Source organism: Geothrix sp. (genome assembly GCF_030219325.1).
Lineage (GTDB): Bacteria > Acidobacteriota > Holophagae > Holophagales > Holophagaceae > Geothrix.
Window position 1 is genome coordinate 1843737 of sequence record NZ_CP126625.1, and the last position, 24820, is coordinate 1868556.

Consider the following 24820-nt stretch of genomic DNA (forward strand, 5'->3'; position numbering starts at 1 on the left):
GGCGGGAATCTTTGGAGGGACCTTGCTGAAGCGACTGCTGATCCTGCTGATTACCCTGCCGCTCCCGGCGCAGAAGGTCGCCCTCAGCCTGGACGATGCCCCCTTCCTGCGGCCCGCGCCCCGGATGGCCGCACCGGCCCAGCACCAGGCCATGCTGGCTGCCCTGAAGGCACGGAAGGTCCAGGCCATCCTGTTCACCAACGGCGTCAATGGCGGCGATTCCCGCGAGGGGAAGGCGATCTTCCAGGCCTGGAGCCAGGCCGGACACCTGCTGGCCAACCACAGCTACAGCCACTGGGACCTCAACCGCGACGAGGTGACCCTCGATGCCTATGAGGCGGACGTCCTCAAGGGAGAGGCCCTGATCCGGGACCTGCCCGGGTTCACGAAGCGCTACCGCTACCCCTTCCTCCGGGCCGGCAATACGGCCGCCAAGCGGGACGGCTTCTATGCCTTCCTGACGGCCCGGGGCGACGCCATCGGCCACGTGAGCATCGACACGGCGGACTGGCTGCTGGACGAACGCCTGCGGAAGCGCCTGGAGCGGGAACCCTCTGCGGATCTGGCGCCCTACCGCGACCTCTACCTGAAGCACCTCTGGGCCTGCGCCCGGTTCTACGATGCCTGGAGTCGCGAGGTCTTCGGCCGGGAGATCCCCCACGTCATCCTCGTGCACAGCCGCCTGCTGAACGGCCTCTTCCTGGGGGACGTCATCGACTTCTTCCGCGCCAAAGGCTGGACGTGGATTGGACCCAGCGAGGCCTTCCAGGATCCGGCCTACGCCCTGATGCCGAAGAACTTGCCAGGGGGCGAGGCCCTGGCCGATGCCGTGGCCGCCGAACGGGGGCAGCAGGGGTTTGTGCAGGCCTGGCGAGCCAAGGCCACGGATCCCGACGACCTGCTGTTCTCTGAGGGCCGGCTGACGGAGCGCCTGGACAAGCTGGGACTGTGAGCCGGGGCGCTGAACTGTGGTGAAATGGGGATCCATCCATCCACAAAGAAGGAGCCGCGCATGCTTCACCGTTGGCAGATCGGGTTCATCCTTGGCCTGGGCCTGCTGGCCGGCCAACCGGCCCAGCCCCGGAACCAGGCCTGGGTCCTGGCCCTGGACGGGCGCGGCGCCATGGTGGGCGACCTGAAGCCAGAAGAGTTCCGTGTGAAGGTCGATGGCAAGATACAAACCCCGATCCAGGTGAAGACGCCGGCCCAGACCGCGGAGGCCGCCCAGTCCTGGGTTCTGGTCTTCGAACCCATCCGGGATACGAACATGCGTGCCACGGCCTTCATCGCGGCGGCGGATTTCCTGACGAAGGTTCCGGACGGAGACCGTGTATTCATCGTGATCCGGGGCAAGGACTCCCTGGAGTCGCTGATGCCGGGCTTTTCGTTGCGGCGCGGGCTCTGGGCAGAGGCGCTGGCCAAGGTGCCGAACCTGCTGCCCGAGGGACTAGTGGGGATCTCCAAGGAATCCCTCCAGGGCGCGGGATATCGAGCGGACTTCACGGATGCGGCGGACGGTTCACCGGGTCAGGAGGCCCTGACGGCCCTGCTCGTCCAGTTCCGGAGTGGCGCTCCCGGTTGGGCGAAGGGAACCATCGATCAGCGGGGAGTCAGCGTCCTCGATCGGCTCAACCTGAACAACCCTGGGTTTGTTTCTGGACTGCTCGCGACGGTGGCCCGCGAAGCGAAAGTTCTGGGTGGAATCATCGATCAGTTGGCCTCGATGCCCGGCCAAAAGCACCTGGTGGTCTTCTCTCGGTGTGAAGCAGACGATCTCACCCATCCGAGTGTCAAACAGGCTGCGACACGACCTGATCGCAGGCCCGGTGACACGACTGGCACAGGTTTCGTACGGGAAAGGGGCGACATGGGAGGGCCCGCCGAAGCGGCCTCCTTGGCCACCCGCGACTTGACTCTGCTCCAGGCCGATTTGAAGGCCAGGGCCGTCTCCGCTGGCGTCACGCTCTACTCCGTGGCGGGGGCCGGCCAGAATGTCATGGGGCAGATCGGCACCATTGCCCCCGCCACCGGTGGCTTCGCCTTTCCCCTGAGCATCGGAGTGGAGACCCAGTTCGGTCAGGGCATCCAGGTGTTCGGCTCCCGCTACCTGGTGCAATGGCGTGAGGATGCCGCCCCTGGCACACCCGTGACCCTGGAGGTCACCACCACCCGCAAGGATGTGAAACTGGTCGTCCAGTCTCTCCGGTAGGGGCAGGCCCAAAAAGTACGAACCGGTTCGTTGACAAATTACGAATCAGTTCGTATGTTGTTTCCAGATCCCCTGGAGGCCCCATGTCCACCGCGCCCATCCGCCCTTCCGATGGTGAGCTCGCCATCCTGCGGGTGCTCTGGTCGCAGGGCCCCTCGACCGTGCGGGACGTGCACACCGAACTGTCGAAGGACCGGGACATGGGCTACACCACCGTGCTGAAGCTCATGCAGATCATGGTGGAGAAGGGCCTGGTGGCAAGGGACGAACGCGCGCGCTCCCACACCTACCGGCCACTCCAGGGTGAAGCCGAGACCCAGCGCTGCCTGCTGAAGGAGCTCCTGCACAAGGCCTTCGCCGGTAGCCGTCGGGAGTTGGTCCTCCAGGCCCTCGAAGCCGAGCCCGCCTCGGCCGAGGAACTGGAGGACATCCGCCAGCTGCTGAACCAGGCCAAGGGGAGGATCCGATGAACGAGCTGGCTTCGATCCCCCTCCTCCGGGCCATGGGCTGGACCCTGCTCCACAGCCTCTGGCAGGGCGCACTGGCGGGTCTGCTGGCAGCCGTGGCGCTGCGTCTGGCGCGACACCGTTCAGCAGAATTCCGCTATGCCCTCGCCGCAGGGGCGCTCGGCCTGCTGGTGCTCGCCTTCGCGGGGACCCTGGTCTGGCTCTCTGCCGGCGGCGATCCCCTGGCTGGGGCCGACGCCGTGCTCATCACCCCCCTGGCTGAGGGGCGCGGGGCTTCCGGTTGGCTGCCCCAGCTGCGCCAGGCCCTAGGCCCTTGGATCCCCGGGCTGTTCCTGGCCTGGGTCCTCGGTTTTAGCCTGCGGCTCGTCCAACTGGGACGGTCCATGGCCTGGCTCTATGGCACCTGCCTCCGCAGCTTCCTGCCTCCGCCCGCCGAATGGCTGGCGCGCTTCGAGGCGCTGCGGATCCGCAGCCGCGTTCAGTTTCCTGTCCGCCTGGGGCTTTCCGACCAGGTGGATTCGCTGGTGGTGCTGGGTTGGCTCAAGCCCGTGGTGCTCGTCCCGGCTGCGGCCCTGCTGGCCCTTCCACCGGAAGGACTGGAGGCGGTGCTGGCCCATGAACTGGCCCATGTCCGCCGGGGCGATTTCCTCGCGAACCTCGTCCAGACCTTCGCGGAAGCCCTTCTGTTCTACCACCCCGCTGTCTGGTGGCTCTCCCGGCGCATCCGCCAGGAGCGCGAGCATTGCTGCGATGACGCAGCCGTGCGGGCCTGCGGCGATCCGATCCTCTACGCCTCCGCCCTCGCCGGGCTGGAGGAACTCCGACTGCAACCCACGTTCGTTTCCGACCTGGCCCCCGCGGCCAGTGGAGGTCGTCTCATGTCCCGCACCCAGCGCCTGCTGCGCCCCCGAATCACCCACGATCCTGCGGCCCCCCTGGCCGCCCTGCTTCCCGCAATCCTGCTGGTGGCCGCCCTCGGGGCCGCCACCCTGGCCGCCTCCGACGCGCCGAAGGCCCCGACGGCAGGTCCCATGGAGACGGACTTCAAGAAGGTACGCATCAAGCACCAGCCCGAGGCCCCCCGCTATCCATCCGAAGCCAAGGCCGCCCGCATCCAGGGCACGGTGGTGGTGGTCGTCACCATCGGCATAGATGGCAAGGTCACCGAGGCCAAGGCGGAGTCTGGTCCACCCGAGCTTCAGGCCTGCGCGGTGGACTATGCGAAGGCCTGGGAGTTCGAACCAGTCAGGGTGAAGGGGAAAGTGGTCCCCGCGCGCTTCAAGCTGACGATGCCGTTCCGTCTGAGATAGGGAATTCCCGTTTCCGGAGAGGGGGCCGAGAGGCCCCTTTTCCGTCGGCGGGTGGGCATGGTGGAGCTTGACCTCTGGTAACCGTTGCGCGGAGTCCGAACGCCCGGCCATGCTCGATCCACAATCCCGAGGTGATCTGATGGCTTTGACGGTGGACGGCATTTTTGCGCTCATGCCCGAGCTCTTCCTGCCCGAGAAGGCCCAGGGTCTGACGGTCTCCGTCTACTACCAGGTGACCGGAGAAGGGGGCGGCGACTACACCTGCCTCATCGAGAACGGGGCCTTCTCCCTGAAGCGGGAGGCCAAGCCGGACGCCACCTCCGTGGTGGTGATCGCGACCGAGGATTGGATCGCCCTGAACGAAGGCAAGCTCGACCCCATGCAGGCCTTCATGACCGGCAAGCTCAAGGGAACCGGCGATCTGGGCCTGCTCCAGAAATTCCCCAAGTTCTTCAAGAAGCCCCAGAAGCAGGGCGGGCCGGTGAAGCCGCTCAAGGAGCTGGTGCCGGCGCGGCTGGCGCTGGCCGGGGCGGGCCTCAAGGTCACCATTGGCGGCGAAAGCTGGGGCGAAGGCGCCGAAGTGGCCGGAGACGAGACGGCGGTGCGCGGTCTGGTCTGCGGGGTGTCCGATCCGGGCCCGGCATTGTTGGGCGGCCAGCTCCGCTTTGCCGGCGACATGGTGGTGTTGCGCCAGGCCTGGAAGGCCTGGTCTGCCGAGCCCGAGATCAGCTTTCCCGACACGCCGGGAGGCAAGGCCCTGGCGACCCTGCGCCGCCGTTACCGGGGCGGGGCCAGCGGAACGCTGGAAGTGAAGGTGGACGGCGTGCCCTACCGCCTGGACTTCAGCCCCGGGGGCCTCTCTGTGCGTCCAGGCGAGGTGGAGGGTGGCGCGGCCCTGGGCATCTCCGATGCCGACTTCGCCGCGCTCAACGCCGGCAAGTTGAACCTGGTGGCGGCCCTGCTGGGCGGTGCCATCACCGTGAAGGGCGACATGAGCCAGGTGGCGGCCTACACAGCCCATTTCGATGCGGATGTGAACCCGGCCCAGGGCCTCCTCGAGTCCATGCCGGAGCGGTTCAACGCCGAGAAGGCCGGCGACCTGGAGGCCGTGGTGGGCTACCAGATCGACGACATGGGCTACACAGTGTTAATCCGACACGGCGCCTGCATGGTCTTCCCCCGCCTGCTGAAGCCCTGTGATACGCTCCTCAAAGCGAAGGCTGATGACTTCGTCGCCATGAGCACCGGAACGCTGAACGCCCAGGAGGCTTTCATGACCGGCAAGATCCAGATCGAGGGTGATCCCCTGCTCATGCAGAAGGTGGCGAAGTCGTTCCGGCGGCCGGAGGCCTGACAGCCATGCCCAGAGGGACCGCCCGCAAACCCCAGACCACCCCCAAGGCAGACATGGGGTCCGGGGTGGTGCGGATGGCGAAGGCGGTACCGACCATGGAACGACCGGCCCCCATGAAGGACCTGGATCCTCCCATGGACAATGGCCTGCCCTGTAGTGGACGGTGTGGACACTGCGACTGCCACCCGTGCCGGCTGCACGCTCCGATCTGATCAGGCCCCTTCCCAGAGTTCGCGGAGACGCTGGAATCCCGCCCGGCTCACGGGCAGGCGGGTGCCGTCCCGAAGGATGGCGTCGCGGTGTTCCTTGGAGTCCTGCTCGATCCGGACAAGGCGGTCGAGGTTCAGGATGTAACTACGGTGGATGCGGATGAAGCGGCTCGAATCGAGCTGGGTTTCCAGGCTCGCCAGGGTCTGCTGCTTGAGCAGGTTCTTCCCCTCGGTCCGCAGGAGCACATAGTCATCCTGGGCCTGCACCCAGTCGAGCCGGTCCAGGTGGACCACGGTGACCTTGGGCCCGTCCTTCACGACGATGCGTTCCAGGGGACGGCCTTGACGGGCGCTGGAGGCTAGGTCCGCGGCCGGGGCCGGAGGTGCTGTGGGTTGGGCCGACTGCAGGGCCCTCGCCTTGGCCAGGGCCGAGTCGAACCGTTCCTTCGAGAAGGGCTTCAGCAGGTAGTCCACCGCGTGGGCCTCGAAGGCCCGCAGCGCGTGCTGATCATAGGCCGTGACGAAGACCACCGCCGGGCGCTTGCCCTCGGCCTCGAGCAGCTCGAGCACCTCGAAGCCATCCAGCTTGGGCATCTGGATGTCCAGGAAGATCAGGTCCGGCTGGTGCTGGGCTGCCGCCTTGATGGCCTCGAAGCCGTTGGCGCACTCGCCCACGACCTCCACGTCCGGATGGGCCGCCAGGTGCTCGCGCACCACGGCGCGGGCCAGGTCCTCGTCGTCGATGATCAGGGCTTTCATGGTTCCACCTCGAGCGGGAATACCAGGGTGACTCGATGGCTGCCGTCCTGCACACCGGCTTCGAAACGGGCCCGGCTGCCAAAGCGCCCCAGCAGGCGCTGGCGGACCTGCCGCAGGCCGATCCCGAGCCCCTGCGGGGCCGGTGAATCCGCGTCCAGGGGGTTGTCCACCTTCAGGACGACGTATCCCTCCAACACCTCGGCGGCCACGCGCAGGGTGCCGCCCTCGGGAAGGGCCGCAATGCCGTGCTTGATGGCGTTCTCCACCAGGGGCTGCAGCAGCAGGGTGGGCAGCAGCGCCGGCTCTGCCGCGGGATCCACCACCCAGGCAAGCTGCAGGCGGGCCCCGAACCGGATCTGCTCGATGGCCAGGTAGGCCCGCGCCAGCTCCAGTTCCTCGCGCAGCGCCACCAGCCGGCGTTCGCCCAGGCCCAGGCTGCGGCGGAGGAAATCGGAGAGCAGCACGCACATCTCCCGGGCCCGGGCCGGGTCCACAGCCGTCAGGGCCGACAGGGAGTTGAGGCTGTTGAAGAGGAAGTGGGGATTCAGCTGGGCGCGGAGGGCCTTGAGCTCGGACTCCTGGGCCAGCAGCTGCAGTTCCGCACCCTTGCGCTCGGCCTCGACGGCCCGGTCCTGGGCCAGCATCAGGTAGCTGAGGGCCACGGAGGCCAGGTAGAGGAGGATGCCCAGGCCCGTGAGCACCGGCAGAGCCGTGCCCACCCGCTGGGGCAGGGCGCCCAGGCCGGGAATCCAGGCCAGGAGGCGGGCCAGGATCCAGGCCAGGCCGGCCCACAGTCCGCCCATGAGGACGGCGGCCATGCCCCAGGCGGCGCCGTGGGCCCCCAGGCCATCGATGGTGCGGCCCAGGGGCAGGGCCCGGCAGAGGAACCAGGCCGAGAGGAAGAGCAGAGCTGCGAACAGGCAGAGAGGCAGGGCCAGGCAGGCCGCTTCAGCCCAGGTCCAGCCCTGGCTGCGGGCAATGCCGGTCAGCAGCAGCGCGATGGGGGCCCACCCCAGGAGGTAGGCCCCCAAGCGCGCGCGGCTGGCCAGCAGGGGGTGCATTAGGACTTCACCTCGGTGCCGCCGAAGAGGATCAGGCCGGTGATCACGAGGCGGGGGCGGCCTTCCACCGTGCTGGGGCCATGGTGCGTGCTGTCGTTCAGGGCGCCGGCGATGGCCGTGGCCCGGTTGGCGATCTCCCAGCCCTCGGGCACGCGGATCTCGCCGCCCCCGAAGAGCACAAAGACGTCGATGCGGGCCTGGCCTGACTCCAGGGCCGCCTGGCGCAGGTCGACCTCGTAGCCGCCGAAGATGGCCGTCAGCTCGCCGCCCTTGAAGGCCTGTGTGAGCACCCGGCGCTTGAAACCCCCGAAGATCGCCGTGCCCTGGAGGAAGTCCTCGGACCGGGCCAGCTCCGGGGGCACGCCACGGTTCTGCTTCAGGGCCTTGATGACGATGAGGATGCCCACAGCCACCACCAGCATGGGCGCCAGGGCCTCGGCCAGGTGACCCCGGGCGAAGGAGAAGAGCAGCAAGAAGGACCCGCCCAGCACGAGGAACCATCCGCCCATGCCACCGCCGCTGCCCTCTTGGCGGATCTTCGCGATGCCCATGGCCACCAGCACCAGGGGCCAGAGCTTGAAGATGGTGTGGGCCTCGATGAGCCCGAGGTTGTCGAGGGTGAGCACCAGGCCCGCCACGATGATGGCCACGCCCAGCACCAGCTTGGGGCTGAAGGGGCTCGGGGCCTTGGTTTCGTCGGGGGCGTTCATGGTTTCACCTGCGTGGCATCGGTTCCAGGATCACAGGAATCAGCGGGGGTTGGCGATGGGGAACCCGCCTTGGCCTTCTTGAGGCGCTTGGGTTGGGGGAAGATAGCTCGCAGCGTCACGATGATGCCGCCCCAGACGATGAAGGCCGGCCACCAGCGCTCCAGCAGGCCCCAGGGCCCGAACTGGGAGATGAAGCCGGCGACGGCGAACCCCAGCCAGATGTGGCCGCGGAGGCTGAGGATGCCGTCCTGGGTCAGGCGGGCGAGGCCGAAGGCGGCGAGGGCCAGGGGCCACCAGGTCAGCAGGTGCCAGGCGTCGTACCAGCGGAGCGTGTCAGCCATGAAGATCAGGCCCAGGGCGATCACCGTGAGGCCGAAGACCAGCTTCGTCGAGAAGAGGGGTGGGCGTTCCTGGGTGTTCATGAGCGGTGTTCCTTTCTGCCTGAACCGAAGGGGATGACGAAGGCCAGGGAGGGCAGCCACAACGCCAGCCACCACCAGGCGCTGTCGATGAACCAACCGGTCTGGACCATGGGGTCTTCCTCCCGTGTGATCAAGCTACGGGCCTTCCGCTTCCGGCCAGGGCGGGGATCGGTGAACGGGGGGCGGGAGTCGGCGAGCGGTCAGTCCCAGCGAATCAACCCGCCCCGGCTGCGCTCCTGCCAGGCGTGCTCCAGGGCCTCGACCAGCTCAGGGGGGCACACGAACCGGAGGATGGCGGCCTCCCTCTCGAAGGTCTGCTCCTGGACCACGGCCCCGGGGAAGGCCCCCAGCAACGCGAAGGGCAGGTGGGCCTGGGCGGCCGGGACCTGGATCTCCCCGGTGCGGACGATGCGGACCTCCTCCCAGGCGCCCTGGGCATCCGCCGCCGCCAGGGCCCCCTGCACGCCTTCGGTGTAGGCCCGCACCAGACCGCCGGTGCCGAGCTTCGTGCCGCCGTACCAGCGGATGCAGACGGCGATCAGGTCCGTGGCCTGGGCCCCTTCCAGCACGGCCAGCATGGGCCGACCCGCGGTTCCCGAGGGCTCGCCGTCATCGTCGGTGCCGAAGGCCCCGACCGGCACCCCCTCCCGCCAGGCGCTGCAGTGGTGGGTGGCGTCGAAGTCGCGCTTGCGCAGGGAGGCCAGCACCGCCGCCCGCTCCACCGCATCCCGTGCTGGATGCAGTTCCGTCAGGAAGACCGAGGCCTTCTCCCGGAACCGATGGCTCGCAGCCTCCTTCAACCGACGCATGAACTCAGCATGGATGGGGCTCTGACTGGAATCAACAAGGGCCCGCATTCGCGGGCCCTTGTCAGCTGTGGGACGACGCCCCTGAGCGACGGACTACTTCAACCCGTCGATGATCGCGTTGAAGGTGGCGCTGGGGCGCATGGCCTTGCCGGTCTTCACCTTGTCGGGGTGGTAGTAGCCGCCCATGTCCACGGGGCTGCCCTGGGCGCCGATGAGCTCGCCGTTGATCTTGGCTTCGTTGTCCCCGAGAGCGTGGGCGACCTTGGCGAAGCGGGCCTGCAGCTCAGCGTCCTTGGTCTGGGCGGCCAGGGCCTGGGCCCAGTAGAGGGCCAGGTAGAAGTGGCTGCCGCGGTTGTCGATCTGGCCCACCTTGCGGGCGGGGGACTTGTCGTTGTCCAGGAACTTGGCGATGGCCTGGTCCAGCGTCTCGGCCAGCACAGCGGCCTTGGCGTTCTTGAAGGCGTTGGCCACGTGCTCGAGGGAGGCGGCGAAAGCGGAGAACTCGCCCAGGGAATCCCAGCGCAGGTAGCCCTCTTTCTGGAACTGCTGGACGTGCTTGGGGGCCGAGCCGCCCGCGCCGGTCTCGAAGAGGCCGCCGCCGCCCAGCAGGGGCACGACGGAGAGCATCTTGGCGCTGGTTCCCAGCTCGATGATGGGGAAGAGGTCCGTGAGGTAGTCGCGCAGGACGTTGCCCGTGACGGAGATGGTGTCCAGGCCCTTGCGGATGCGCTCGCAGGAGAGCTTCATGGCGTCCACGGGATGCAGGATGCGGATGTCCAGACCCGTAGTGTCGTGGTTCTTCAGGTAGGTCTCGACCTTGGCGATGATCTGGGCGTCGTGGGCGCGGTTCTTATCCAGCCAGAAGATCGCGGGCGCGCCGGTGATGCGGGCGCGGGAGACCGCCAGCTTCACCCAGTCCTGGATGGGCGCGTCCTTGGCCTGGCAGGCGCGGAAGATGTCGCCCGCCTCGACCTTCTGGCTCAGCAGGGTCGCGCCCGCGGCATCGACGATGCGGATGACGCCAGCCGCCGGAGCGAAGAAGGTCTTGTCGTGGGAGCCGTACTCCTCGGCCTTCTGGGCCATGAGGCCCACGTTGGGCACGCTGCCGATGGTGGCGGGGTTGAAGGCGCCATGCTGCTGGCAGTCCTCGATGATGGCTTTGTACATTGTGGCGTAGCAGCGGTCGGGGATCATGGCCAGGGTGTCGTGGAGCTTGCCGTCGGCACCCCACATCTTGCCGGAATCACGCACCACCACGGGCATGGAGGCGTCCACGATGATGTCGTTGGGCACGTGCAGGTTGGTGATGCCCTTGTCGGAGTCCACCATGGCCAGGGCCGGGCGGGTCGGGTAGACGGCCATGATGTCGGCCTCGATCTCGGCGCGCTTGGCCTCGGGCAGGGTCTGGATCTTGGCGTAGAGGTCGCCCAGACCGTTGGCGGTGTTGACGCCCAGCTCCTTGATCACGGCCGCATGCTTCTCGAAGACGGCCTTGTAGAAGACGGACACGGCGTGGCCGAACATGACGGGATCCGAGATCTTCATCATGGTGGCCTTGAGGTGCAGGGACAGCAGCAGGCCGTCCTTCTTGGCCGCCTCGATCTGCTCGGCGTAGAAGGCCTGCAGGGCTTTCACGTTCATCACGGAGGAATCGATCACTTCGCCGTCCGTCAGGGCGGTCTTCTCCTTGAGGACCTTCACGCCGCCGTCCTCGCCCACGAACTCGATGCGGACGGTGGTGGCCTTGGCCACGGTGGTGGAGGTCTCGCTGCCGTAGAAGTCGCCGCCGCTCATGTGGGCCACGCGGGCCTTGGAGTCGGGGGCCCAGGCGCCCATCTTGTGGGGGTGCTGCTTGGCGAAGTTTTTCACGGACAGCGGCGCCCGGCGGTCGGAGTTGCCCTCGCGGAGCACGGGATTCACGGCGCTGCCCAGCACTTTGGCGTAGCGCGCCTGGATGGCCTTCTCGGCTTCGTCCTTGGGCTGCTCGGGGTAGTCCGGGAGCTTGAAGCCCTGGGACTGCAGTTCCTTGATGGCCGCGATGAGCTGGGGGATCGAGGCGCTGATGTTCGGCAGCTTGATGATGTTGGCTTCGGGCTTCTGGGCCAGCTCGCCCAGGGCGCCCAGGTTGTCGGGGATCTTCTGATCCGCCGTCAGGTTGTCGGGGAAGTTCGCCAGGATGCGGCCCGCCAGGGAGATGTCCGAGGTCTCGACCTCGATGCCGGTGCCATGGGTGAAGGCCTGGATGACCGGCAGCAGGGAATAGGTGGCCAGCGCGGGGGCTTCGTCGATCTCGGTCCAGATGATCTTCTGGGTCGTCATGGGGTCTCCTTGGGTGTCGGGCTCCCCCCCGGGTCGGCCGACCGGGGGCTCACGCGGGTTCGAAAGAACGGGTAACAAGGCAGGCTCCCACGGGGATAGCCCTGCTTCAAGCGGCTTTCCCTGTCTGGACGGCGGTTTGGGACTTAGGTCACGCTTGGGATTATCCCGCCACCGGCATGGCAGCTCCCGAGGCTGCGCGGACTGTGCCGCGGGTGACCGCGAAGTCCATGCGGCCCAGGTTCACGCCCCCGAAGCCCACCTGGAAGATGAGGGTCTCGCCCTGGGCCTGGGACACCCTGGTCGGGGCCTCAAGGAAGGTGTGGCTGTGGCCGCCGATGATGGCATCGATGCCCGCCACCTCGCCGGGCATCCGCAGGTCGTCCGGGGCGCTGCCGTTCAGGTTGTAGCCCAGGTGGGACAGCACCACCACCAAGTCCACCTTCTCCACCTCGCGCAGGCGCTTTACCACGGGTTTCAGGCTCGCATAGGGATCCTTCCACTCGATCCCCTCGTGGTTCTTGGGTGCCACCAGGCCCGCGAAGGCCACGCCCACGCCCGTGAGGCCCACCTTGATACCCGGGAACTCCCGGACCAGGTAGGGGCGGACCCGCCCGCCCAGGGCCGGGGCGCCCTTGCAGTCGAAGTTGCAGTTCAGAAAGGCGAAGGGCGGGTTCGCATGCTTGAGCTGCTCCATGGACTCCATGGCCTCCACCAGCATGCCCACGCCATTGTCGAAGTCATGGTTGCCCAGGGTGCCCGCATCGTAGCCCACCATGCGCATGAGCTGGTAGTCCAGGCGGCCCTTGTAGCGGTTGAAGTAGGGCGTGCCCTGGAAGGTATCGCCCGCGTCCAGCAGCAGCACCGGGCCCAGCTGCTGGCGCAGCTGCTTCACCAGGGTCGCGCGGCGGGCCATGCCGCCCAGGCCGCTGATGGCCCCGTTGCCGGGACCGAAAGGCTCGATGCGGGAGTGGGTGTCGTTGGTGTGCAGGAGGGTGATGCGGCCCGAGGCGGGCCCCTCATCCCCGGCCTTCAGCGAGACCCGGCTGGCGAGGGTGGCGGCGCCGAGGGAGGCGAGAAAGTCGCGGCGTTTCATCGTCACACCCCTACAGCTTCAGCTTCTTGTCGCGGATGGCTTCCTGGATCGGCACCGGGATGGTGAGTCGGCCCGGCGGGGGCGGGAGCAGCTCCTTTTTTGCTTTCGCGAGGAAGGAACATTCATCCAGCAGCATCTGGCGCAGGGTCAGGCCGGTGGTGAAGGGCTTGCGGCCCTTCTTCAGGGTGGGGATGGAATCCCCGCCGCCGTAGAGGTAGTCCGAGGTGGCCACCTTCACCGTGGCCGCGGGGTCGATGGGGGAACCATCCTCCCAGGTGATGGTGTAGGTCACGGCCTCTGGGGTGCCCCCCACCACGGCCTTCACGCCGGAGGAGGGTTCGCCGCCGCGGCGCACGATGCCCTCCTTCACGACCTGGATGATTTCGGCCCCAGTCAGCTCGATCACCACCAGCTCGTTCTCGAAGGGCATCACCTCGAAGATGTCGGCCACCTTCAGCTGGCCCGGCCGCAGGTTGCCCCGCAGGCCGCCGGCATTGGTGATGGCGAAGCGCACCGGACTGCCCACCACGCCCTGGGCGGCCTTGCGCATCACGTCCGACACCCAGTAGCCCAGCAGGTTCTCCTCACCGCGGCGGCCCCGGAAGACCCCCAGCGGCGCCGGCACCAGGGGCAGGTCGAAGGTGGCCTTGATCTCGGCCGCCAGGGGCGCGATGACCTTCTGGATGGCCTCGTCCTCGGGGATGGTGGCGGCCACCGGGATGACCTCGGCCTTGCGGACCGGCGTCTGGGCCGCCAGACCCAGTGCAAAAAAGGAGCAGAGCAGGGCGCTACAGGGCTTCGGCATCACGGAGCGATTCCTTCAGAGTCATGCGGACGTCCTGCACCAGGACGTCGTGGTTCCAGAACCGGGCCGCGGCACGGAGCAGCCAGCCCATCACCCAGCCGTTGACCGCCGTGACCAGGAGCTGGAGCAGGAGGAACAGCCACACGCGGAAGGTGGTGCCGCCGCCCATGCGCCACGCCAGCAGCAGCACCAGGAAGGGTGGGAGGGCCCGCAGCGCGGCGCCGCCGATCGAGAGCAGCCCCCACTGGATGGGATGGGACCAGAGTCGCATGAAGCTGACCCCGAGGTGTGTGCGGTAGCCATGCGCCAGCCCAGCGGAGCGGCCCAGGCGGCAGAGCCACCACTGGACGTTCAGGGCCGCGACCAGGGACATCCACACCAGCGGGCGGCCGAAGAAGGCGGTCCAGCCCAGGGCGTCCAGACCGGCATTCCCGACCTTGGCGAGACCCAGATCCACCAGCCAGGCCACGAGCCCGAGCGGCACCACGCCGATCAGCAAGGTGTCCAGGGCGCCCAGCAGCCAGGCACCCAACCGGGCCTTCTGGCCCGCGACTTCAGCCTGCATGCGCCAGCCGCACCAGAGCACGACGACCAGGCCGAGGCCGAAGAGGTGCACCGTGGGGGAGTTCGTCAGGCGGTACTGCAGGCCCCCGTTCTGCCAGAGTTCCCAGATGTCGCGGGCGCTGAGGCTCTCGCCCCAGTGGCTGGGCAGGGCGCTCCAGCCTGCGGCGCGGCGCAGGTGGCCGGCCCAGCCCAGGGCCGGGCCCAGCAGCACGAGCATCCACCCGGCCATGATTCCCCAGCCCCAGCGGGTGAAGCCTCCGGGCAGGGCCCCGCGCAGGAAGGGCCAGGGGCCCCGGGGAGCCAGCTCCTCCTCGGTGTGAATGGTGGTGGGGCGCTCAGGTTCCATGTCCGTCCACAGGCAATCCCCCATCAAACCACACTTGACAGGGCCTGGACCGATGGGGTTTCATCGCTTCCATGCTGCTGTCCTTCCCCATCCCCTGCCAGGGTCTCTCCTCTGAGGCTTGGTGGTGGCGTACGGGCTCGGACGGCTCCCTGTGCGAGGCCTAGCGGCCGACGCCATTCCGGACCCTCCGAGCCCGACCCCACGGTCGGGCTTTTTCGTTATGGAATGAACCCATGTCTGAGCAAACCAAGTCCCAGCCACCCATGAACCTCATCCGGCACCCTCTTCCCGCGGACCTGCTGACGCCCCTCGCGGCCTACCTCGCGCTGCGGTCCTCGGGGGCGAGCCTCCTGTTGGAATCCTGCGACCAGGGCGAGCGCGTCGGCCGCCACAGTTTCGTGCTCATCGAGGGGGCCAGTGAATGCCGCCTGCCCGCGCCGGCCAACGGCTGGGCCGAGGCCATCCGGACCCTGGCGGGCGCGACGCCCACCGAGACCCTCCACGATCCGGCCGCCACGCTGCCCGTGCTGCGGGAGGTGCTCCCGGTGGGCGTGGGCTGTGCGGGCTATCTCGGCTTCGAGGCCATGGGGGCCATGGAGCCCAGCCTCCAGCTCCCCGCCAAGAACAGCCTCGGTCTGCCGGGTCTATGGGTGCGCCGCTTCGACACGGCCCTGGTCTTCGACCACCTGCACCAGGTGGCGGAATTGCAGACCCTGGCCGCGGTTCCCGAAGCCGGCTTCAAGCGCCTGGCGGCCCTGAAGGCTCGCCTCCTGGAGGGGGCCCAGGATCCCGGCCCCGGTGGCGCGGAGCCCAGCGCCCAGGCCCAGATGACGCGCGAAGCCTACGAGGGCGCCGTGGCTGCGGCCCAGGAGCTGATCCTCGACGGCGACATCTACCAGCTGGTGCCCAGCCAGCGCTTCCGCATCGAGGACCCGCCCCTGCCGCTGGAGGCCTACCGCCGCCTGCGCCGCCTCAACCCGAGCCCCTACGGCTACCTGCTCGAGTGGGGGGACTTCGCCCTGGTGGGCGCCTCGCCGGAGATGCTGGTGCGGGTCCAGGATGGCGAGGCGGAGACCCTGCCCATCGCCGGCACCGTGCCCCGGGGCGCCAGTGCCGAGGAGGACGCCCGGCGCTTCGAGGCCTTGAAGCGTGATCCCAAGGAGCTGGCCGAGCACCAGATGCTGGTGGACCTGGCCCGCAACGACCTGGGTCGGGTGGCGGTGCCCGGCGGCGTGCGCGTGGAGCTGCCCCTGGCTCTCCAGCGCACCAGCCACGTGCTGCACCTGACCACCACGGTGCGGGCAAAGCTGAAGGCGGGCGTGGATGCCCTGGACGTGCTGGCGGCCGCCTTTCCGGCGGGAACCGTCAGCGGCGCACCCAAGCTCCGGGCCTGCCAGCGCATCGCCGAGCTGGAGAGGGAGCAGCGCGGTCCCTACGGCGGCGTGCTGCTGCGGCTGGGTGCCGATGGCGTGCTCGACACGGCGCTCATCCTGCGCACGGCGGTCTATGCGGGCGGCGCCGCCCACATCCAGGCCGGAGCCGGCGTGGTGCGGGCCTCAAGGCCCGAGGCGGAGTATTTTGAGACCCTGCACAAGCTCGGCGCCATCGCCCAGGCCCTGGGCGTGAAGCTGGAAGGGGGTGCCCGGTGATATTGCTCATCGATGCCCTCGATTCCTTCACCTACAACCTCGTCCAGGCCTTCGAGACCCTGGGCGCCGAGGTGCGCGTGATCCGCCACGATGTCATCTCCCTGGAGGAGGCGCAGGCGCTGCGGCCCGAGGCCGTGGTGCTGTCGCCGGGGCCCGGCCACCCCACGGAAAGCCCCGCCCACATGGCCCTGGCCGCTTCGGACTGGGGGGTGCCCCTGCTGGGCGTCTGCCTCGGGCACCAGGCCCTGGCCGCCGCCACCGGGGGCCGGGTCATCCGCGCCATCGAGCCTCTGCATGGCGAGGCCACGGCCCTGGAGCACGACGGCACGGGCCTGTTCAAGGATCTGCCTGCGGGCCTGCCCGTGGGCCGCTACCACAGCCTCATCGCCGAGCCTTCCACGCTGCCCGCCTGCTGGCGCGTCACCGGGCGCAGCCCCGGGGGCGAGATCATGGCCATGGCCCATCGGCAGCTGCCCCGCTGGGGCGTGCAGTTCCATCCCGAAAGCATCCTCACGCCGGACGGTCCGGCCATGCTCGCGAACTTCCTCCGCCTGGCCAAGGAATCCCGATGACGCTCCTCACGACCCACAATCCCATCCGTCCCCTGCCCGAGGCCACGGCCTCGGAGCTCATGCGCATCTTCATCGACCAGGACACGGACGCCCTCCTGGTGGGCGCCTGCCTGGCCCTGCTGGCCCAGCGCGTGCCCGAGGCCCACGAGCTGGCCGCCTTCGCCGATGCGCTCTCGGCGGTGGCCGTGCCCTTCCCGACCGTGCCCGATGGCGCCATCGATGTGGTCGGGACGGGTGGCGATGGCGCCTCCACCGCCAACCTCAGCACCCTGTCGGCCCTGCTGCTGCCCCGTTTCGGCGTGCCCGTGGTTAAGCACGGCAACCGCGCCGCCACCGGCGTCTGCGGCAGCGCCGACCTCATGGAGGCGCTGGGCTACGACCTCTCCCGGCCCATCTCCGACCTTGAGAAGGATTTGGCCACCCGCCACTTCGCCTTCCTCTTCGCCCCGGCCTATCATCCGCTGCTGGGTCGTCTGCGGGAGATCCGCAAGCGCCTGGGCATCCCCACCATCTTCAACCTGCTGGGTCCCCTCCTGAACCCCGGCCAGCCCCCGCTGCAGCTGCTGGGCGTGGCCCGGGAGGAGCTGCTGGCGCCCATGGCCGGCGCCCTGGAGCGCCGCACGAGCCTGCGCCGGGCCTTCGTCATCCACGGCAAGGACGCGGAAGGGAAGGGGTTGGACGAGGCCTCCATCGAGGGACCCACCTTGATCCTGGCGGTGGTCGAGGGGCGCGTGGGAGCGTCCCAGGTGCTGGTGCCACGGGAGCTTGGCCTCGCAGCACCACCACGGAATGCCCTGCGGGTGGTGGATCGGGCGGAGGCGCTCGCCGTGGCCAGGGGCCTCTTCGCGGGCGCCGCCCACGCGGACTTCCGCCCCGCCGTGGCCGATGCGGTGGCCCTCCAGGCCGCTCTGGGCCTCCACCTGCACCGGCAGGCGGGGCTGGAAGGACTGGCCGACACGCTCAGAGAGACCCGGGCCCAGATCGACCGGGGCTTCCCGCCGCCCTTCGCCGCCCCGGAGGTGCAGCCATGAGCGGGCTGCCGGATCCGGCCAGCCTCGTCCATGGGACCGGCCTGGGGTCGCGCTCCCACCTGCAGCGGGTGCTGGTCTCGGAGCTGGCCCGACTGGCCACGCTGGGTGATCCCGCCGCGCCGAGGCGCGCCCGACTGGTCGAGCCCGGCCCCTTCGAGGCAGCGCTGCGGCGCGAGGCCCGGGAGCGCGGCGGCGCGGTCATCGCCGAGTTCAAGCAGGCCTCGCCCTCGCTGGGGCCCTTCGCCATGGGCACGCCCCTGCTGGCGCAGCTCCGGGCCTACCGCGAAGGGGGCGCCGCTGCCTTCTCGATCCTGGCGGAGCCGGCCTATTTCAAGGGCTCGGTGGACCACCTCAAGGCCGCCTCGGAGCTGAAGCAGCCCCGGCTCTACAAGGGCTTCGTGATCGCCGAGGCCCAGCTGGCCGAAGCGGAAACCAGTGGCGCCGAGGCGGTGCTGCTCATCGCCCGGGTGCTGAAGGAACACACCGCGGCTTTCGCCGGGGCGGCGCGGGCGCGGGGCCTCGAACCCCTCGTGGAACTGCACGACATGACCGAGGTGGGCTTTGCCCAGGCCGCCGAGGCCCGCCTGGTGGGCATCAACGCGCGGGACCTCTCCACCTTCAACCTCGGCGTGCCCACCGCGGAGCCGCTGCGGCGGGTCTTTCCCGAGGCGGTGCTGATCCGGGAATCCGGCCTGGCCACGCCCGAGGATGCCCGGGCGGCCCTGCGGGCGGGCTTCGATGCCGTCCTCATCGGCGAAGCCCTCATGCGCAGTCCCGATCCCCGCGACTTCCTCAGCCGCATCCTGGCGGGCCTGCGATGAGCGCCCTCGCCAAGGTCTGCGGTCTGGTGCGCCCCGAGGATGCGGCCTTCGCCGCGGGGCAGGGGGCCGACCTGCTGGGCTTCGTGTTCCATGAGCCCAGCCCCCGTAACTGCGCCGATCTGACCGTGGCCGCGCCCCATCTGGACCGCGCGGTGCTGGTGATGGTGGCGCAGCATGCTGAAGCGATCCTCGCCACGGCCCGGCGTCACGGCTTTCAGAAGGTCCAGCCCTACCTTCCCGCGGTCGCCCGGGAAGCCGGCGTCCGCCTGCTGCGTGAGGCGGGCCTCCAGGTCCTGCTGCCCTGGCCCGATGAACTGGACCAGGCCCCCGTGTCGGCGGATCTCTACCTCTGGGAGTCCAGCCCCCAGGTCACCGGCGTGGCCGGCGGCTCCGGGATGGGCCATGCCATGGCCCATCCCCCGCCGGGGCCCTTCCTGCTGGCCGGTGGACTCGACGCCACGAACCTGCGGGAGCGGGTGCAGGGCCTGCCGGCGCCGGTGCGCAAACGCTTCCTCGGCGTGGACGCTGCCAGCCGCCTCGAGGCTTCGCCGGGCGAGAAGGACCCCTCGAAAGTCTCCGCCTTCATCCTTGCCGCTCACGCCCTGGAGCACCCATGACCGAAACCTTCAGCCTGGTCTCCCGCTTCGGCACCCAGGGACTCGGCGGCTGCTACGCGCCCGAGACCCTCATGCAGCCGCTCCTCGACCTGGAGTCCGCCTTCCGTTCGGCCCTGGCCGACCCGGCTTTCCAGGTGGAACTCAAAGGCGAGCTGCGCCACTTCGTGGGCCGGCCCACGCCACTGACGCCCGCGCCGCGACTGGCCGCGAAGCTGGGCCTGCGGGCCCTCTTCCTCAAGCGCGAGGACCTCACCCACACCGGCGCCCACAAGATCAACAACGCCCTGGCCCAGGCCATCCTGGCCCGGCGCATGAGCAAGACCGAAATCATCGCCGAGACCGGCGCGGGCCAGCATGGCGTGGCCACGGCAGCGGCTTGCGCGCGGCTGGGCCTGAGCTGCACGGTCTACATGGGCGTCACCGACATGGCCCGCCAGGCACCGAACGTGGCCCGCATGCGGCTCTTCGGCACGAAGGTGGTGCCCGTGGAAGCGGGACAGGGCACCCTCAAGGAGGCCGTGAACGAGGCCCTGCGCGCCTGGGCCGGCCGCTGCGACCAGGCCCACTACATTCTCGGCTCCGCTTTGGGACCCCATCCCTTCCCCACGCTGGTGCGCAGCTTCCAGACCGTCATCGGCGAGGAGGCCCGGGCCCAGGTGCTGGAGCAGTCCGGAGCGCTTCCTGAAGTGGTCCTGGCCTGCGCGGGCGGAGGCAGCAATGGCCTCGGCCTGCTGGTGCCCTTCCTCGGCGATGCCCTGCGCCGCGTGGCGGTGGAGGCTGGCGGTCACGGCCAGGCCCTCGGCGAACACGCGGCGCGGCTCGATGGCGGCCGCATGGGCGTCCTTCATGGGTGCAAAACCCTGCTGCTGCAGGACGACCACGGCCACACGGCGGAGACTGCCAGCATCAGCGCCGGCCTGGACTACCCGGCCCTGGGGCCCGAGCTGGCGGCCCTGGCCCTCGACGGGAAAGTCGAAGTACGCCGGGCCTCGGATGACGAGGCCCTCGTGGGCGCCCGGCAGCTCTGCGAAGCCGAAGGCATCCTGCCCGCCCTGGAGAGCAGCCACGCCCTGGCCCTGCTGCCCGCGCTCGCCGCGGAGGGCGTCGCCACCGTGCTGCTGGGACTCAGCGGCCGCGGCGACAAGGACCTGTCCACCTATCAGTCGCGTCTGGGGATCTGACATGAGCCTGAATCCACTGCTGCCCTTCCTCATGGCCGGCGACCCCTCGATGGAGGCCTTGCCCCACCTTCTCTCGGAAGCCAAGGCCCTCGGTCTCGAAGCCCTCGAACTGGGCCTGCCCCACTCCGATCCCATCGCCGATGGCCCCGTGCTGCAGGCGGCGGCCCAGCGTGCCATCGGCCGCGGTGCGACGCCGCTGCGGGTGCTGGAGGCCCTGGCGGGGATCACGGACAGTCCCGACGTGATCCTCTTCACCTACCTCAATCCCCTGCTGCAGATCGGTGCCGGGCGGCTGCGGGCCCTGCTGGCGCCGACGCCCGTGAAGGCGCTGCTCGTGGTGGACCTGCCCTTCGGGGAGGAACCCATCTTCGAGGCGGACCTGCGCGCCGCGGGCTATCCCATGGTGCCCCTGCTGGCCCCGACCACCACCCTGGAGCGGGCCCGGCAGATCCTGGTGGAGCGCCCTGATCCCGGGCCGGACGCCGCCTTCGCCCAGCGCTTCGCCTACGTGGTGGCCCGGCTTGGCGTCACCGGTACCGGGCAGGCCATGGACATGGGACCCGTGTCGGCGCGCGTCCAGCAGCTTCGGACTTTTTCGGACCGTCCACTGGCCGTGGGCTTCGGCCTGTCGGACCCGCAGAGCCTGGCGCGGGTGCGCTTCCTGGGTGCCACGCCGGTCATCGGCTCCGCCCTGGTGCAGGAACTGGCCGAGGGCCAAAGCCTCCGCGCCGCCCTGTCGCCGCGCATGGTTGGTGATGCCTAGATCGTGAATGAACCGCCGGATCCTGGTACCGAGAGAGGTTGCAGGACCGGGGCGATTTGGTATCGTGGTCCATCTTCATCCCTACGGAATCGGCTGGTGACAGCCACTCACCCCGGGACACCGGGTCAGGAGCTATGCCCCTATGAGTCATCGTTCGCGTCTCACCCTCACCGCCCTGACCCTGGTCGCGGCCGGGGCCTTCGCACCCCAGGCCAAGGCCAGCGGCTTCCAGCTCCGCGAGCAGAGCCCGCTTTCCCAGGGCAACGCCTTCGCTGGCGTCAGCGCGGGCGGCGGCGACATCAGCTCCCTCTTCTTCAACCCGGCGGTGATGACCCAGTACGACGGCTGGCAGTTCTCCATGGGCGGCACCTATGTGGGCCTGAGCGCCAAGTTTGAGAACGGCTCGGCCACCCGCACGCCGACTCTGCTCGGGCTCGGCTTCCAGAGCGCCCCCAACACCGGCACCAACCTGAATACCATCTCCGGCCCCGCGGACCACGGCAATGCCGCCATCTCGGCCGTGCTGCCCGAGTTCAACATCATGTACAGCGTGAACCGGGACCTCAAGATCGGCCTCTCGCTGAACGTGCCCTTCGGCCTCACCACGGAGTACGACGCCAACTGGATCGGCCGCTACCACGCCCTGAAGTCCGACCTGAAGACCATCGACATCGCCCCCAGCATCGCCTACCGCGTGAGCAATACCGTCACGATCGGCGCGGCGTTCATCGCCCGCAAGGCCGATGCGGAGCTCACCAACGCCGTGGACTACGGCACCGCGCTCGCCCTGAAGGTGGGAGCTGGCCTGGCTGGCGCAGGGTTGTCCACCGTCTCCCCGGGTCCCGGTCAGAACAGCCCCGTCGCCGCTGTTGCCATGGGCCTGCCCAACGCCACCTTCGGCACGCCCGGTTATGCCATTCCCGGCGCCTGGGACGGCAAGGCCGGCCTGAAGGGCAATGGCTGGGGCTACGGCTGGAAGGCCGGCATCATCTTCGAGCCCTCCAAGGACCTGCGGATCGGCCTGGCCTACCAGGCCGCCATGACCATGACCTTGAAGGGTGATGCAACCTTCGAATACCCCACGGCCATGCCCGCCACCGACTACGCCGCCCTGACCGGCGCCGGTCTCAGGAACGGCAGGGGCCAGGCGGACCTGGATCTTCCCTCCACGGCCTCGCTGGGCTTCGACTGGAAGGTGTCCCCAACCTTTTCGCTGCAGGGCGAAGTGGCCCGGACCACCTGGTCCTCCTTCAAGACCCTGGTCGTGAAGTTCCCGGATAACACCGCCCCCGGCCAGACCACGGAGTCCGTCACGGACGAGAACTGGAACGACACCACCTTCGTGTCCCTGGGCGGCACTTGGAAGGTGAACCAGGCCTGGACCTTCCGCGCCGGTCTCGCCTTCGACAAGAGCGCCGTGGATGATGCCCACCGCACCCCCCGCATCCCCGACAATGATCGCAAGTGGGTGTCCTTCGGGGCCAGCTACGCACTCTCGAAGCAGACGACCTTCGATTTCGGCTACAGCCGCCTCTTCATCAGCGATGGCAAGGTCATGCTCTCTGCCGGAACCACTCCTACGGACAACAACGCCACTCGGGGTAGCCTGAACGGCACCATCAAGGCCAGCATCAACATCCTGGGCGCCGCCCTGCGGTACAGCTTCTAGTCCCGGATTCACGCAGAAATGAGGCCCGGCGTGCCGGGCCTCATTTCTGTTAGGCGGCTACGCCGCCGCGCTACACGCGTTCCACGGCCATGGCGATGGCGTTGCCGCCACCGAGGCACAACGCGGCGATGCCGCGCTGCTTTCCCTGGCGCTCCAGCGCATGGAGCAACGTGGCCATCACCCGGGCGCCGGACGCCCCGATGGGATGGCCCAGGGCCACGGCGCCACCGTGGACGTTGATGCGGTCGGCGGGCAGGTTCAGCTCCTGCATGGTGGCCACCAGCTGCACGGCGAAGGCTTCGTTGATCTCCCAGAGGTCCACGTCGTCCACGCCCCAGCCCACCTTCGACAGGAGCTTGCGGATGGCCTCCACGGGAGCCATGAGCACCCACTCGGGATCCAGACCGGCGGTGGCGGTGCCCAGGATGCGCGCCTGGATGGGCAGGCCGTGGGCCTTGGCGTAGTCCTCGGTCGTGACCAGGGCAGCGGCGGCGCCGTCGTTCACGCTGGGGGCGTTGCCGGCGGTGACGGTGCCATCCTTCTTGAAGGCCGGGCGCAGCCTGGCCAGGGATTCTGTCGTGCAGTCGGCGCGGGGGCCCTCATCCTCAGTGACGATCAGGTCGCCCTTCCTGCCGGGCACGGCGATGGGCACGATCTCGGCCTGGAAGGCGCCGGCCTGCATGGCCGCCAGGGCCTTGCGGTGGCTCTCGGCGGCCCACGCATCCTGGGCCTCGCGGCCCACGCCGTACTTGTCGGCCACCAGCTCGCCCGTGTGGCCCATGTGCTGATCCGTCATCGCGCACCAGAGGCCGTCGAGAATCATCGCGTCCTTGGCCTCGGTGTGGCCCATGCGGGCGCCGGTGCGCAGCTTGGGCATGAGGTAGGGCGCGTTGGACATGGACTCCATGCCGCCCGCCAGAACCACCTCGTGGTCACCCAGGCGCACGGCGTTGGCCGCCAGCTGGATGGCCTTGAGCCCGCTGCCGCAGACCTTGTTGATGGTCAGCGCCGACACGCTGGCGGGCAGGCCGCCGCGCAGGGCCGCCTGGCGGGCCGGGGCCTGGCCCACGCCCGCGCCCACCACGTTGCCGAAGATGGCCTCCGAGGGCAGGGCGCCCGGCACCGCGGCCAGCAGCGCCTTCACCACCTGGGCCGCCAGATCCGGCGCCGCCAGGGGCGCCAGCGCCCCCTGGAACTTGCCGATGGGGCTGCGGAGGGATTTGAGGATGACGGCGTGGGACATGGGGACTCCGGTGGTGCGCGGGGCAATCAGGTCAGGTTCGACCGCTTCTGGGTGGGAAAGGTCTCGTCCAGGGCGCTGAGGTCGAGGTTCTCCAGGTTCAGGGTGGGGGGCGCGGCCACATAGACGTCCGGGGCCTCGTCCTGCAGGTGGCGGCGGGTGCGGTCCATGAGGGACTCCACTTCCCGCAGGAACTTGAGGCGCTCCATCTTCAGGTTGCGGATGTGCACTTCCAGCTCCACCACATGCTGCTGGGCCTCGCGGACCACCTCCTCGGCCTTGAACTGGGCCTCGCGGATGACCAGCTCCTTCTCGCGGTTGGCCCCGTCCAGCACATCCTCCCGGGTGCGCTGGGCCTGCAGCAGGGTCTCGCGGAAGATGCGGTCCTGGTCCTGGTACTGACGCAGCCGCTCGCGGTTGTCGAGGATCTCCTCCTTGAGCTTCTGGTTCTCGGCCAGCAGCTCCTCCCACTCCCCGGCGATCTCGTGGAGGAAGGTGCGGACCTCGGATTCCTCCAGGCCCCGGAAGACCTTCTCGAATTCCCGGCGCTGGATGTCGAGGGGGGTGTATTTCATGATGGCCTCAGGAGGTCAGGGCCCGGAGGAAGACCCGCTGGATGACGCCGAGCAGCAGCACGGCGATGAGGATGTCGAGGCTGAAGCCCCCGATGGGCGGGACGAGGGCCCGGATGGGGTGGAGGATGGGCTCGGTGACGGTGTGCAGCAGGCGGACCCAGCGGTTCCGGGGGTCGATGGGGAACCAGGACAGGATGGCCGTGGCGATCAGCAGGTAGATGACCGCATCCAGGGCGTAGTAGGCGATGGTGAAGAGAAGGGGCAT

The 24820-nt window shown here is 69.1% G+C and carries 25 protein-coding genes; 13 read left to right on the forward strand and 12 right to left on the reverse strand.

Annotated elements, in window-relative coordinates:
• Positions 1 to 22 precede the first annotated feature (22 nt).
• The 5 genes from QOZ81_RS08340 to QOZ81_RS08360 all read left to right on the forward strand — a co-directional run bounded on the left by QOZ81_RS08340 (position 23) and on the right by QOZ81_RS08360 (position 5340).
• The gene (locus QOZ81_RS08340) at positions 23 to 952 is read left to right on the forward strand and encodes a polysaccharide deacetylase family protein (protein ID WP_291198987.1); all 930 of its coding nucleotides are present in this window, start codon (positions 23 to 25) and stop codon (positions 950 to 952) included.
• Between the two features lie 60 nt (positions 953 to 1012).
• Complete coding sequence (locus QOZ81_RS08345) at positions 1013 to 2209, forward strand: hypothetical protein (protein ID WP_291198985.1); 1197 nt, start codon at positions 1013 to 1015, stop codon at positions 2207 to 2209.
• Between the two features lie 83 nt (positions 2210 to 2292).
• Complete coding sequence (locus QOZ81_RS08350) at positions 2293 to 2679, forward strand: BlaI/MecI/CopY family transcriptional regulator (protein ID WP_291198983.1); 387 nt, start codon at positions 2293 to 2295, stop codon at positions 2677 to 2679.
• Entirely contained in the window at positions 2676 to 3986 is a 1311-nt protein-coding gene (locus tag QOZ81_RS08355; protein WP_291198981.1) for a M56 family metallopeptidase, read from the forward strand. The genes QOZ81_RS08350 and QOZ81_RS08355 overlap by 4 nt, the downstream gene beginning before the upstream one ends.
• Positions 3987 to 4125: 139 nt before the next feature.
• Positions 4126 to 5340, forward strand: a complete 1215-nt coding sequence (locus QOZ81_RS08360; RefSeq protein WP_291198979.1) for an SCP2 sterol-binding domain-containing protein — start codon at positions 4126 to 4128, stop codon at positions 5338 to 5340.
• Between the two features lie 212 nt (positions 5341 to 5552).
• Here the strand turns inward: QOZ81_RS08360 and QOZ81_RS08365 are convergent, their stop codons facing one another.
• The 9 genes from QOZ81_RS08365 to QOZ81_RS08405 all read right to left on the reverse strand — a co-directional run bounded on the left by QOZ81_RS08365 (position 5553) and on the right by QOZ81_RS08405 (position 14437).
• On the reverse strand, positions 5553 to 6308 hold the full coding sequence (locus tag QOZ81_RS08365) for a LytR/AlgR family response regulator transcription factor (RefSeq protein WP_291198977.1): 756 nt from the start codon (positions 6306 to 6308) through the stop codon (positions 5553 to 5555).
• Positions 6305 to 7369 (reverse strand): sensor histidine kinase, encoded by a 1065-nt coding sequence (locus QOZ81_RS08370; protein ID WP_291198975.1) that lies wholly within the window; start codon positions 7367 to 7369, stop codon positions 6305 to 6307. The genes QOZ81_RS08365 and QOZ81_RS08370 overlap by 4 nt, the downstream gene beginning before the upstream one ends.
• Positions 7369 to 8079: a LiaF transmembrane domain-containing protein gene (locus tag QOZ81_RS08375; protein WP_291198973.1), complete on the reverse strand. Its 711-nt coding sequence runs from the start codon at positions 8077 to 8079 to the stop codon at positions 7369 to 7371. Before QOZ81_RS08375 ends, QOZ81_RS08370 begins: the two co-directional genes overlap by 1 nt.
• Positions 8076 to 8501, reverse strand: a complete 426-nt coding sequence (locus QOZ81_RS08380; RefSeq protein ID WP_291198971.1) for a LiaI-LiaF-like domain-containing protein — start codon at positions 8499 to 8501, stop codon at positions 8076 to 8078. The genes QOZ81_RS08375 and QOZ81_RS08380 overlap by 4 nt, the downstream gene beginning before the upstream one ends.
• A gap of 200 nt (positions 8502 to 8701) precedes the next feature.
• Positions 8702 to 9310: a YigZ family protein gene (locus QOZ81_RS08385; protein ID WP_291198969.1), complete on the reverse strand. Its 609-nt coding sequence runs from the start codon at positions 9308 to 9310 to the stop codon at positions 8702 to 8704.
• Positions 9311 to 9403: 93 nt separating this feature from the next.
• Positions 9404 to 11629, reverse strand: a complete 2226-nt coding sequence (locus QOZ81_RS08390; protein ID WP_291198967.1) for an NADP-dependent isocitrate dehydrogenase — start codon at positions 11627 to 11629, stop codon at positions 9404 to 9406.
• 160 nt (positions 11630 to 11789) lie between these two features.
• The gene (locus QOZ81_RS08395) at positions 11790 to 12722 is read right to left on the reverse strand and encodes a bifunctional metallophosphatase/5'-nucleotidase (RefSeq protein WP_291198965.1); all 933 of its coding nucleotides are present in this window, start codon (positions 12720 to 12722) and stop codon (positions 11790 to 11792) included.
• Between the two features lie 10 nt (positions 12723 to 12732).
• Positions 12733 to 13527: a 5'-nucleotidase C-terminal domain-containing protein gene (locus QOZ81_RS08400; RefSeq protein WP_291198963.1), complete on the reverse strand. Its 795-nt coding sequence runs from the start codon at positions 13525 to 13527 to the stop codon at positions 12733 to 12735.
• Complete coding sequence (locus tag QOZ81_RS08405) at positions 13511 to 14437, reverse strand: hypothetical protein (protein WP_291198960.1); 927 nt, start codon at positions 14435 to 14437, stop codon at positions 13511 to 13513. Before QOZ81_RS08405 ends, QOZ81_RS08400 begins: the two co-directional genes overlap by 17 nt.
• Before the next feature lie 233 nt (positions 14438 to 14670).
• Between QOZ81_RS08405 and QOZ81_RS08410 the strand changes: the two genes are divergently transcribed.
• The 8 genes from QOZ81_RS08410 (at position 14671) to QOZ81_RS08445 (ending at position 22740) form a co-directional block, all read left to right on the forward strand.
• Positions 14671 to 16086, forward strand: coding sequence for an anthranilate synthase component I family protein (locus QOZ81_RS08410; protein WP_291198958.1), 1416 nt, complete (start codon positions 14671 to 14673; stop codon positions 16084 to 16086).
• A complete protein-coding gene (locus QOZ81_RS08415) occupies positions 16083 to 16658 on the forward strand; it encodes an anthranilate synthase component II (protein WP_291198956.1) in 576 nt (191 codons plus the stop codon). Before QOZ81_RS08410 ends, QOZ81_RS08415 begins: the two co-directional genes overlap by 4 nt.
• Positions 16655 to 17689, forward strand: a complete 1035-nt coding sequence (gene trpD / locus QOZ81_RS08420; RefSeq protein WP_291198954.1) for an anthranilate phosphoribosyltransferase — start codon at positions 16655 to 16657, stop codon at positions 17687 to 17689. Before QOZ81_RS08415 ends, trpD begins: the two co-directional genes overlap by 4 nt.
• On the forward strand, positions 17686 to 18510 hold the full coding sequence (locus QOZ81_RS08425; protein WP_291198952.1) for an indole-3-glycerol-phosphate synthase: 825 nt from the start codon (positions 17686 to 17688) through the stop codon (positions 18508 to 18510). The genes trpD and QOZ81_RS08425 overlap by 4 nt, the downstream gene beginning before the upstream one ends.
• Positions 18507 to 19127 (forward strand): phosphoribosylanthranilate isomerase, encoded by a 621-nt coding sequence (locus QOZ81_RS08430; RefSeq protein ID WP_291198950.1) that lies wholly within the window; start codon positions 18507 to 18509, stop codon positions 19125 to 19127. The genes QOZ81_RS08425 and QOZ81_RS08430 overlap by 4 nt, the downstream gene beginning before the upstream one ends.
• The gene (gene trpB, locus QOZ81_RS08435) at positions 19124 to 20308 is read left to right on the forward strand and encodes a tryptophan synthase subunit beta (protein ID WP_291198948.1); all 1185 of its coding nucleotides are present in this window, start codon (positions 19124 to 19126) and stop codon (positions 20306 to 20308) included. Before QOZ81_RS08430 ends, trpB begins: the two co-directional genes overlap by 4 nt.
• 1 nt (position 20309) lies before the next feature.
• Complete coding sequence (trpA, locus tag QOZ81_RS08440; RefSeq protein ID WP_291198946.1) at positions 20310 to 21071, forward strand: tryptophan synthase subunit alpha; 762 nt, start codon at positions 20310 to 20312, stop codon at positions 21069 to 21071.
• 142 nt (positions 21072 to 21213) lie between these two features.
• The gene (locus QOZ81_RS08445) at positions 21214 to 22740 is read left to right on the forward strand and encodes an OmpP1/FadL family transporter (protein ID WP_291198944.1); all 1527 of its coding nucleotides are present in this window, start codon (positions 21214 to 21216) and stop codon (positions 22738 to 22740) included.
• Between the two features lie 70 nt (positions 22741 to 22810).
• Here the strand turns inward: QOZ81_RS08445 and QOZ81_RS08450 are convergent, their stop codons facing one another.
• From QOZ81_RS08450 to QOZ81_RS08460, 3 genes are read right to left on the reverse strand one after another with little or no spacing between them, the layout of a single operon-like run.
• Positions 22811 to 23983 carry a thiolase family protein gene (locus tag QOZ81_RS08450; protein ID WP_291198942.1) on the reverse strand — a complete coding sequence of 391 codons (1173 nt, stop codon included), beginning with the start codon at positions 23981 to 23983 and terminating at the stop codon, positions 22811 to 22813.
• Positions 23984 to 24009: 26 nt separating this feature from the next.
• Positions 24010 to 24555, reverse strand: coding sequence for a DivIVA domain-containing protein (locus tag QOZ81_RS08455; RefSeq protein ID WP_291198939.1), 546 nt, complete (start codon positions 24553 to 24555; stop codon positions 24010 to 24012).
• 7 nt (positions 24556 to 24562) lie between these two features.
• Positions 24563 to 24820, reverse strand: coding sequence for a YggT family protein (locus QOZ81_RS08460; RefSeq protein WP_291198937.1), 258 nt, complete (start codon positions 24818 to 24820; stop codon positions 24563 to 24565).

What these genes read in the sequence shown, in the direction of transcription:
- QOZ81_RS08410 (WP_291198958.1), top strand. Translation starts at nt 14,671, where the DNA reads ATGTCTGAGCAAACCAAGTCCCAGCCACCCATGAACCTCATCCGGCAC.
- QOZ81_RS08405 (WP_291198960.1), bottom strand. Translation starts at nt 14,437, where the DNA reads ATGGAACCTGAGCGCCCCACCACCATTCACACCGAGGAGGAGCTGGCT.
- QOZ81_RS08430 (WP_291198950.1), top strand. Translation starts at nt 18,507, where the DNA reads ATGAGCGCCCTCGCCAAGGTCTGCGGTCTGGTGCGCCCCGAGGATGCG.
- QOZ81_RS08365 (WP_291198977.1), bottom strand. Translation starts at nt 6,308, where the DNA reads ATGAAAGCCCTGATCATCGACGACGAGGACCTGGCCCGCGCCGTGGTG.
- trpB (WP_291198948.1), top strand. Translation starts at nt 19,124, where the DNA reads ATGACCGAAACCTTCAGCCTGGTCTCCCGCTTCGGCACCCAGGGACTC.
- QOZ81_RS08385 (WP_291198969.1), bottom strand. Translation starts at nt 9,310, where the DNA reads ATGCGTCGGTTGAAGGAGGCTGCGAGCCATCGGTTCCGGGAGAAGGCC.
- QOZ81_RS08460 (WP_291198937.1), bottom strand. Translation starts at nt 24,820, where the DNA reads ATGCCCCTTCTCTTCACCATCGCCTACTACGCCCTGGATGCGGTCATC.
- QOZ81_RS08395 (WP_291198965.1), bottom strand. Translation starts at nt 12,722, where the DNA reads ATGAAACGCCGCGACTTTCTCGCCTCCCTCGGCGCCGCCACCCTCGCC.
- QOZ81_RS08400 (WP_291198963.1), bottom strand. Translation starts at nt 13,527, where the DNA reads ATGCCGAAGCCCTGTAGCGCCCTGCTCTGCTCCTTTTTTGCACTGGGT.
- trpA (WP_291198946.1), top strand. Translation starts at nt 20,310, where the DNA reads ATGAGCCTGAATCCACTGCTGCCCTTCCTCATGGCCGGCGACCCCTCG.
- QOZ81_RS08450 (WP_291198942.1), bottom strand. Translation starts at nt 23,983, where the DNA reads ATGTCCCACGCCGTCATCCTCAAATCCCTCCGCAGCCCCATCGGCAAG.
- QOZ81_RS08455 (WP_291198939.1), bottom strand. Translation starts at nt 24,555, where the DNA reads ATGAAATACACCCCCCTCGACATCCAGCGCCGGGAATTCGAGAAGGTC.
- QOZ81_RS08355 (WP_291198981.1), top strand. Translation starts at nt 2,676, where the DNA reads ATGAACGAGCTGGCTTCGATCCCCCTCCTCCGGGCCATGGGCTGGACC.
- QOZ81_RS08425 (WP_291198952.1), top strand. Translation starts at nt 17,686, where the DNA reads ATGAGCGGGCTGCCGGATCCGGCCAGCCTCGTCCATGGGACCGGCCTG.
- QOZ81_RS08345 (WP_291198985.1), top strand. Translation starts at nt 1,013, where the DNA reads ATGCTTCACCGTTGGCAGATCGGGTTCATCCTTGGCCTGGGCCTGCTG.
- QOZ81_RS08350 (WP_291198983.1), top strand. Translation starts at nt 2,293, where the DNA reads ATGTCCACCGCGCCCATCCGCCCTTCCGATGGTGAGCTCGCCATCCTG.
- QOZ81_RS08375 (WP_291198973.1), bottom strand. Translation starts at nt 8,079, where the DNA reads ATGAACGCCCCCGACGAAACCAAGGCCCCGAGCCCCTTCAGCCCCAAG.
- QOZ81_RS08380 (WP_291198971.1), bottom strand. Translation starts at nt 8,501, where the DNA reads ATGAACACCCAGGAACGCCCACCCCTCTTCTCGACGAAGCTGGTCTTC.
- QOZ81_RS08360 (WP_291198979.1), top strand. Translation starts at nt 4,126, where the DNA reads ATGGCTTTGACGGTGGACGGCATTTTTGCGCTCATGCCCGAGCTCTTC.
- QOZ81_RS08390 (WP_291198967.1), bottom strand. Translation starts at nt 11,629, where the DNA reads ATGACGACCCAGAAGATCATCTGGACCGAGATCGACGAAGCCCCCGCG.
- QOZ81_RS08370 (WP_291198975.1), bottom strand. Translation starts at nt 7,369, where the DNA reads ATGCACCCCCTGCTGGCCAGCCGCGCGCGCTTGGGGGCCTACCTCCTG.
- QOZ81_RS08445 (WP_291198944.1), top strand. Translation starts at nt 21,214, where the DNA reads ATGAGTCATCGTTCGCGTCTCACCCTCACCGCCCTGACCCTGGTCGCG.
- trpD (WP_291198954.1), top strand. Translation starts at nt 16,655, where the DNA reads ATGACGCTCCTCACGACCCACAATCCCATCCGTCCCCTGCCCGAGGCC.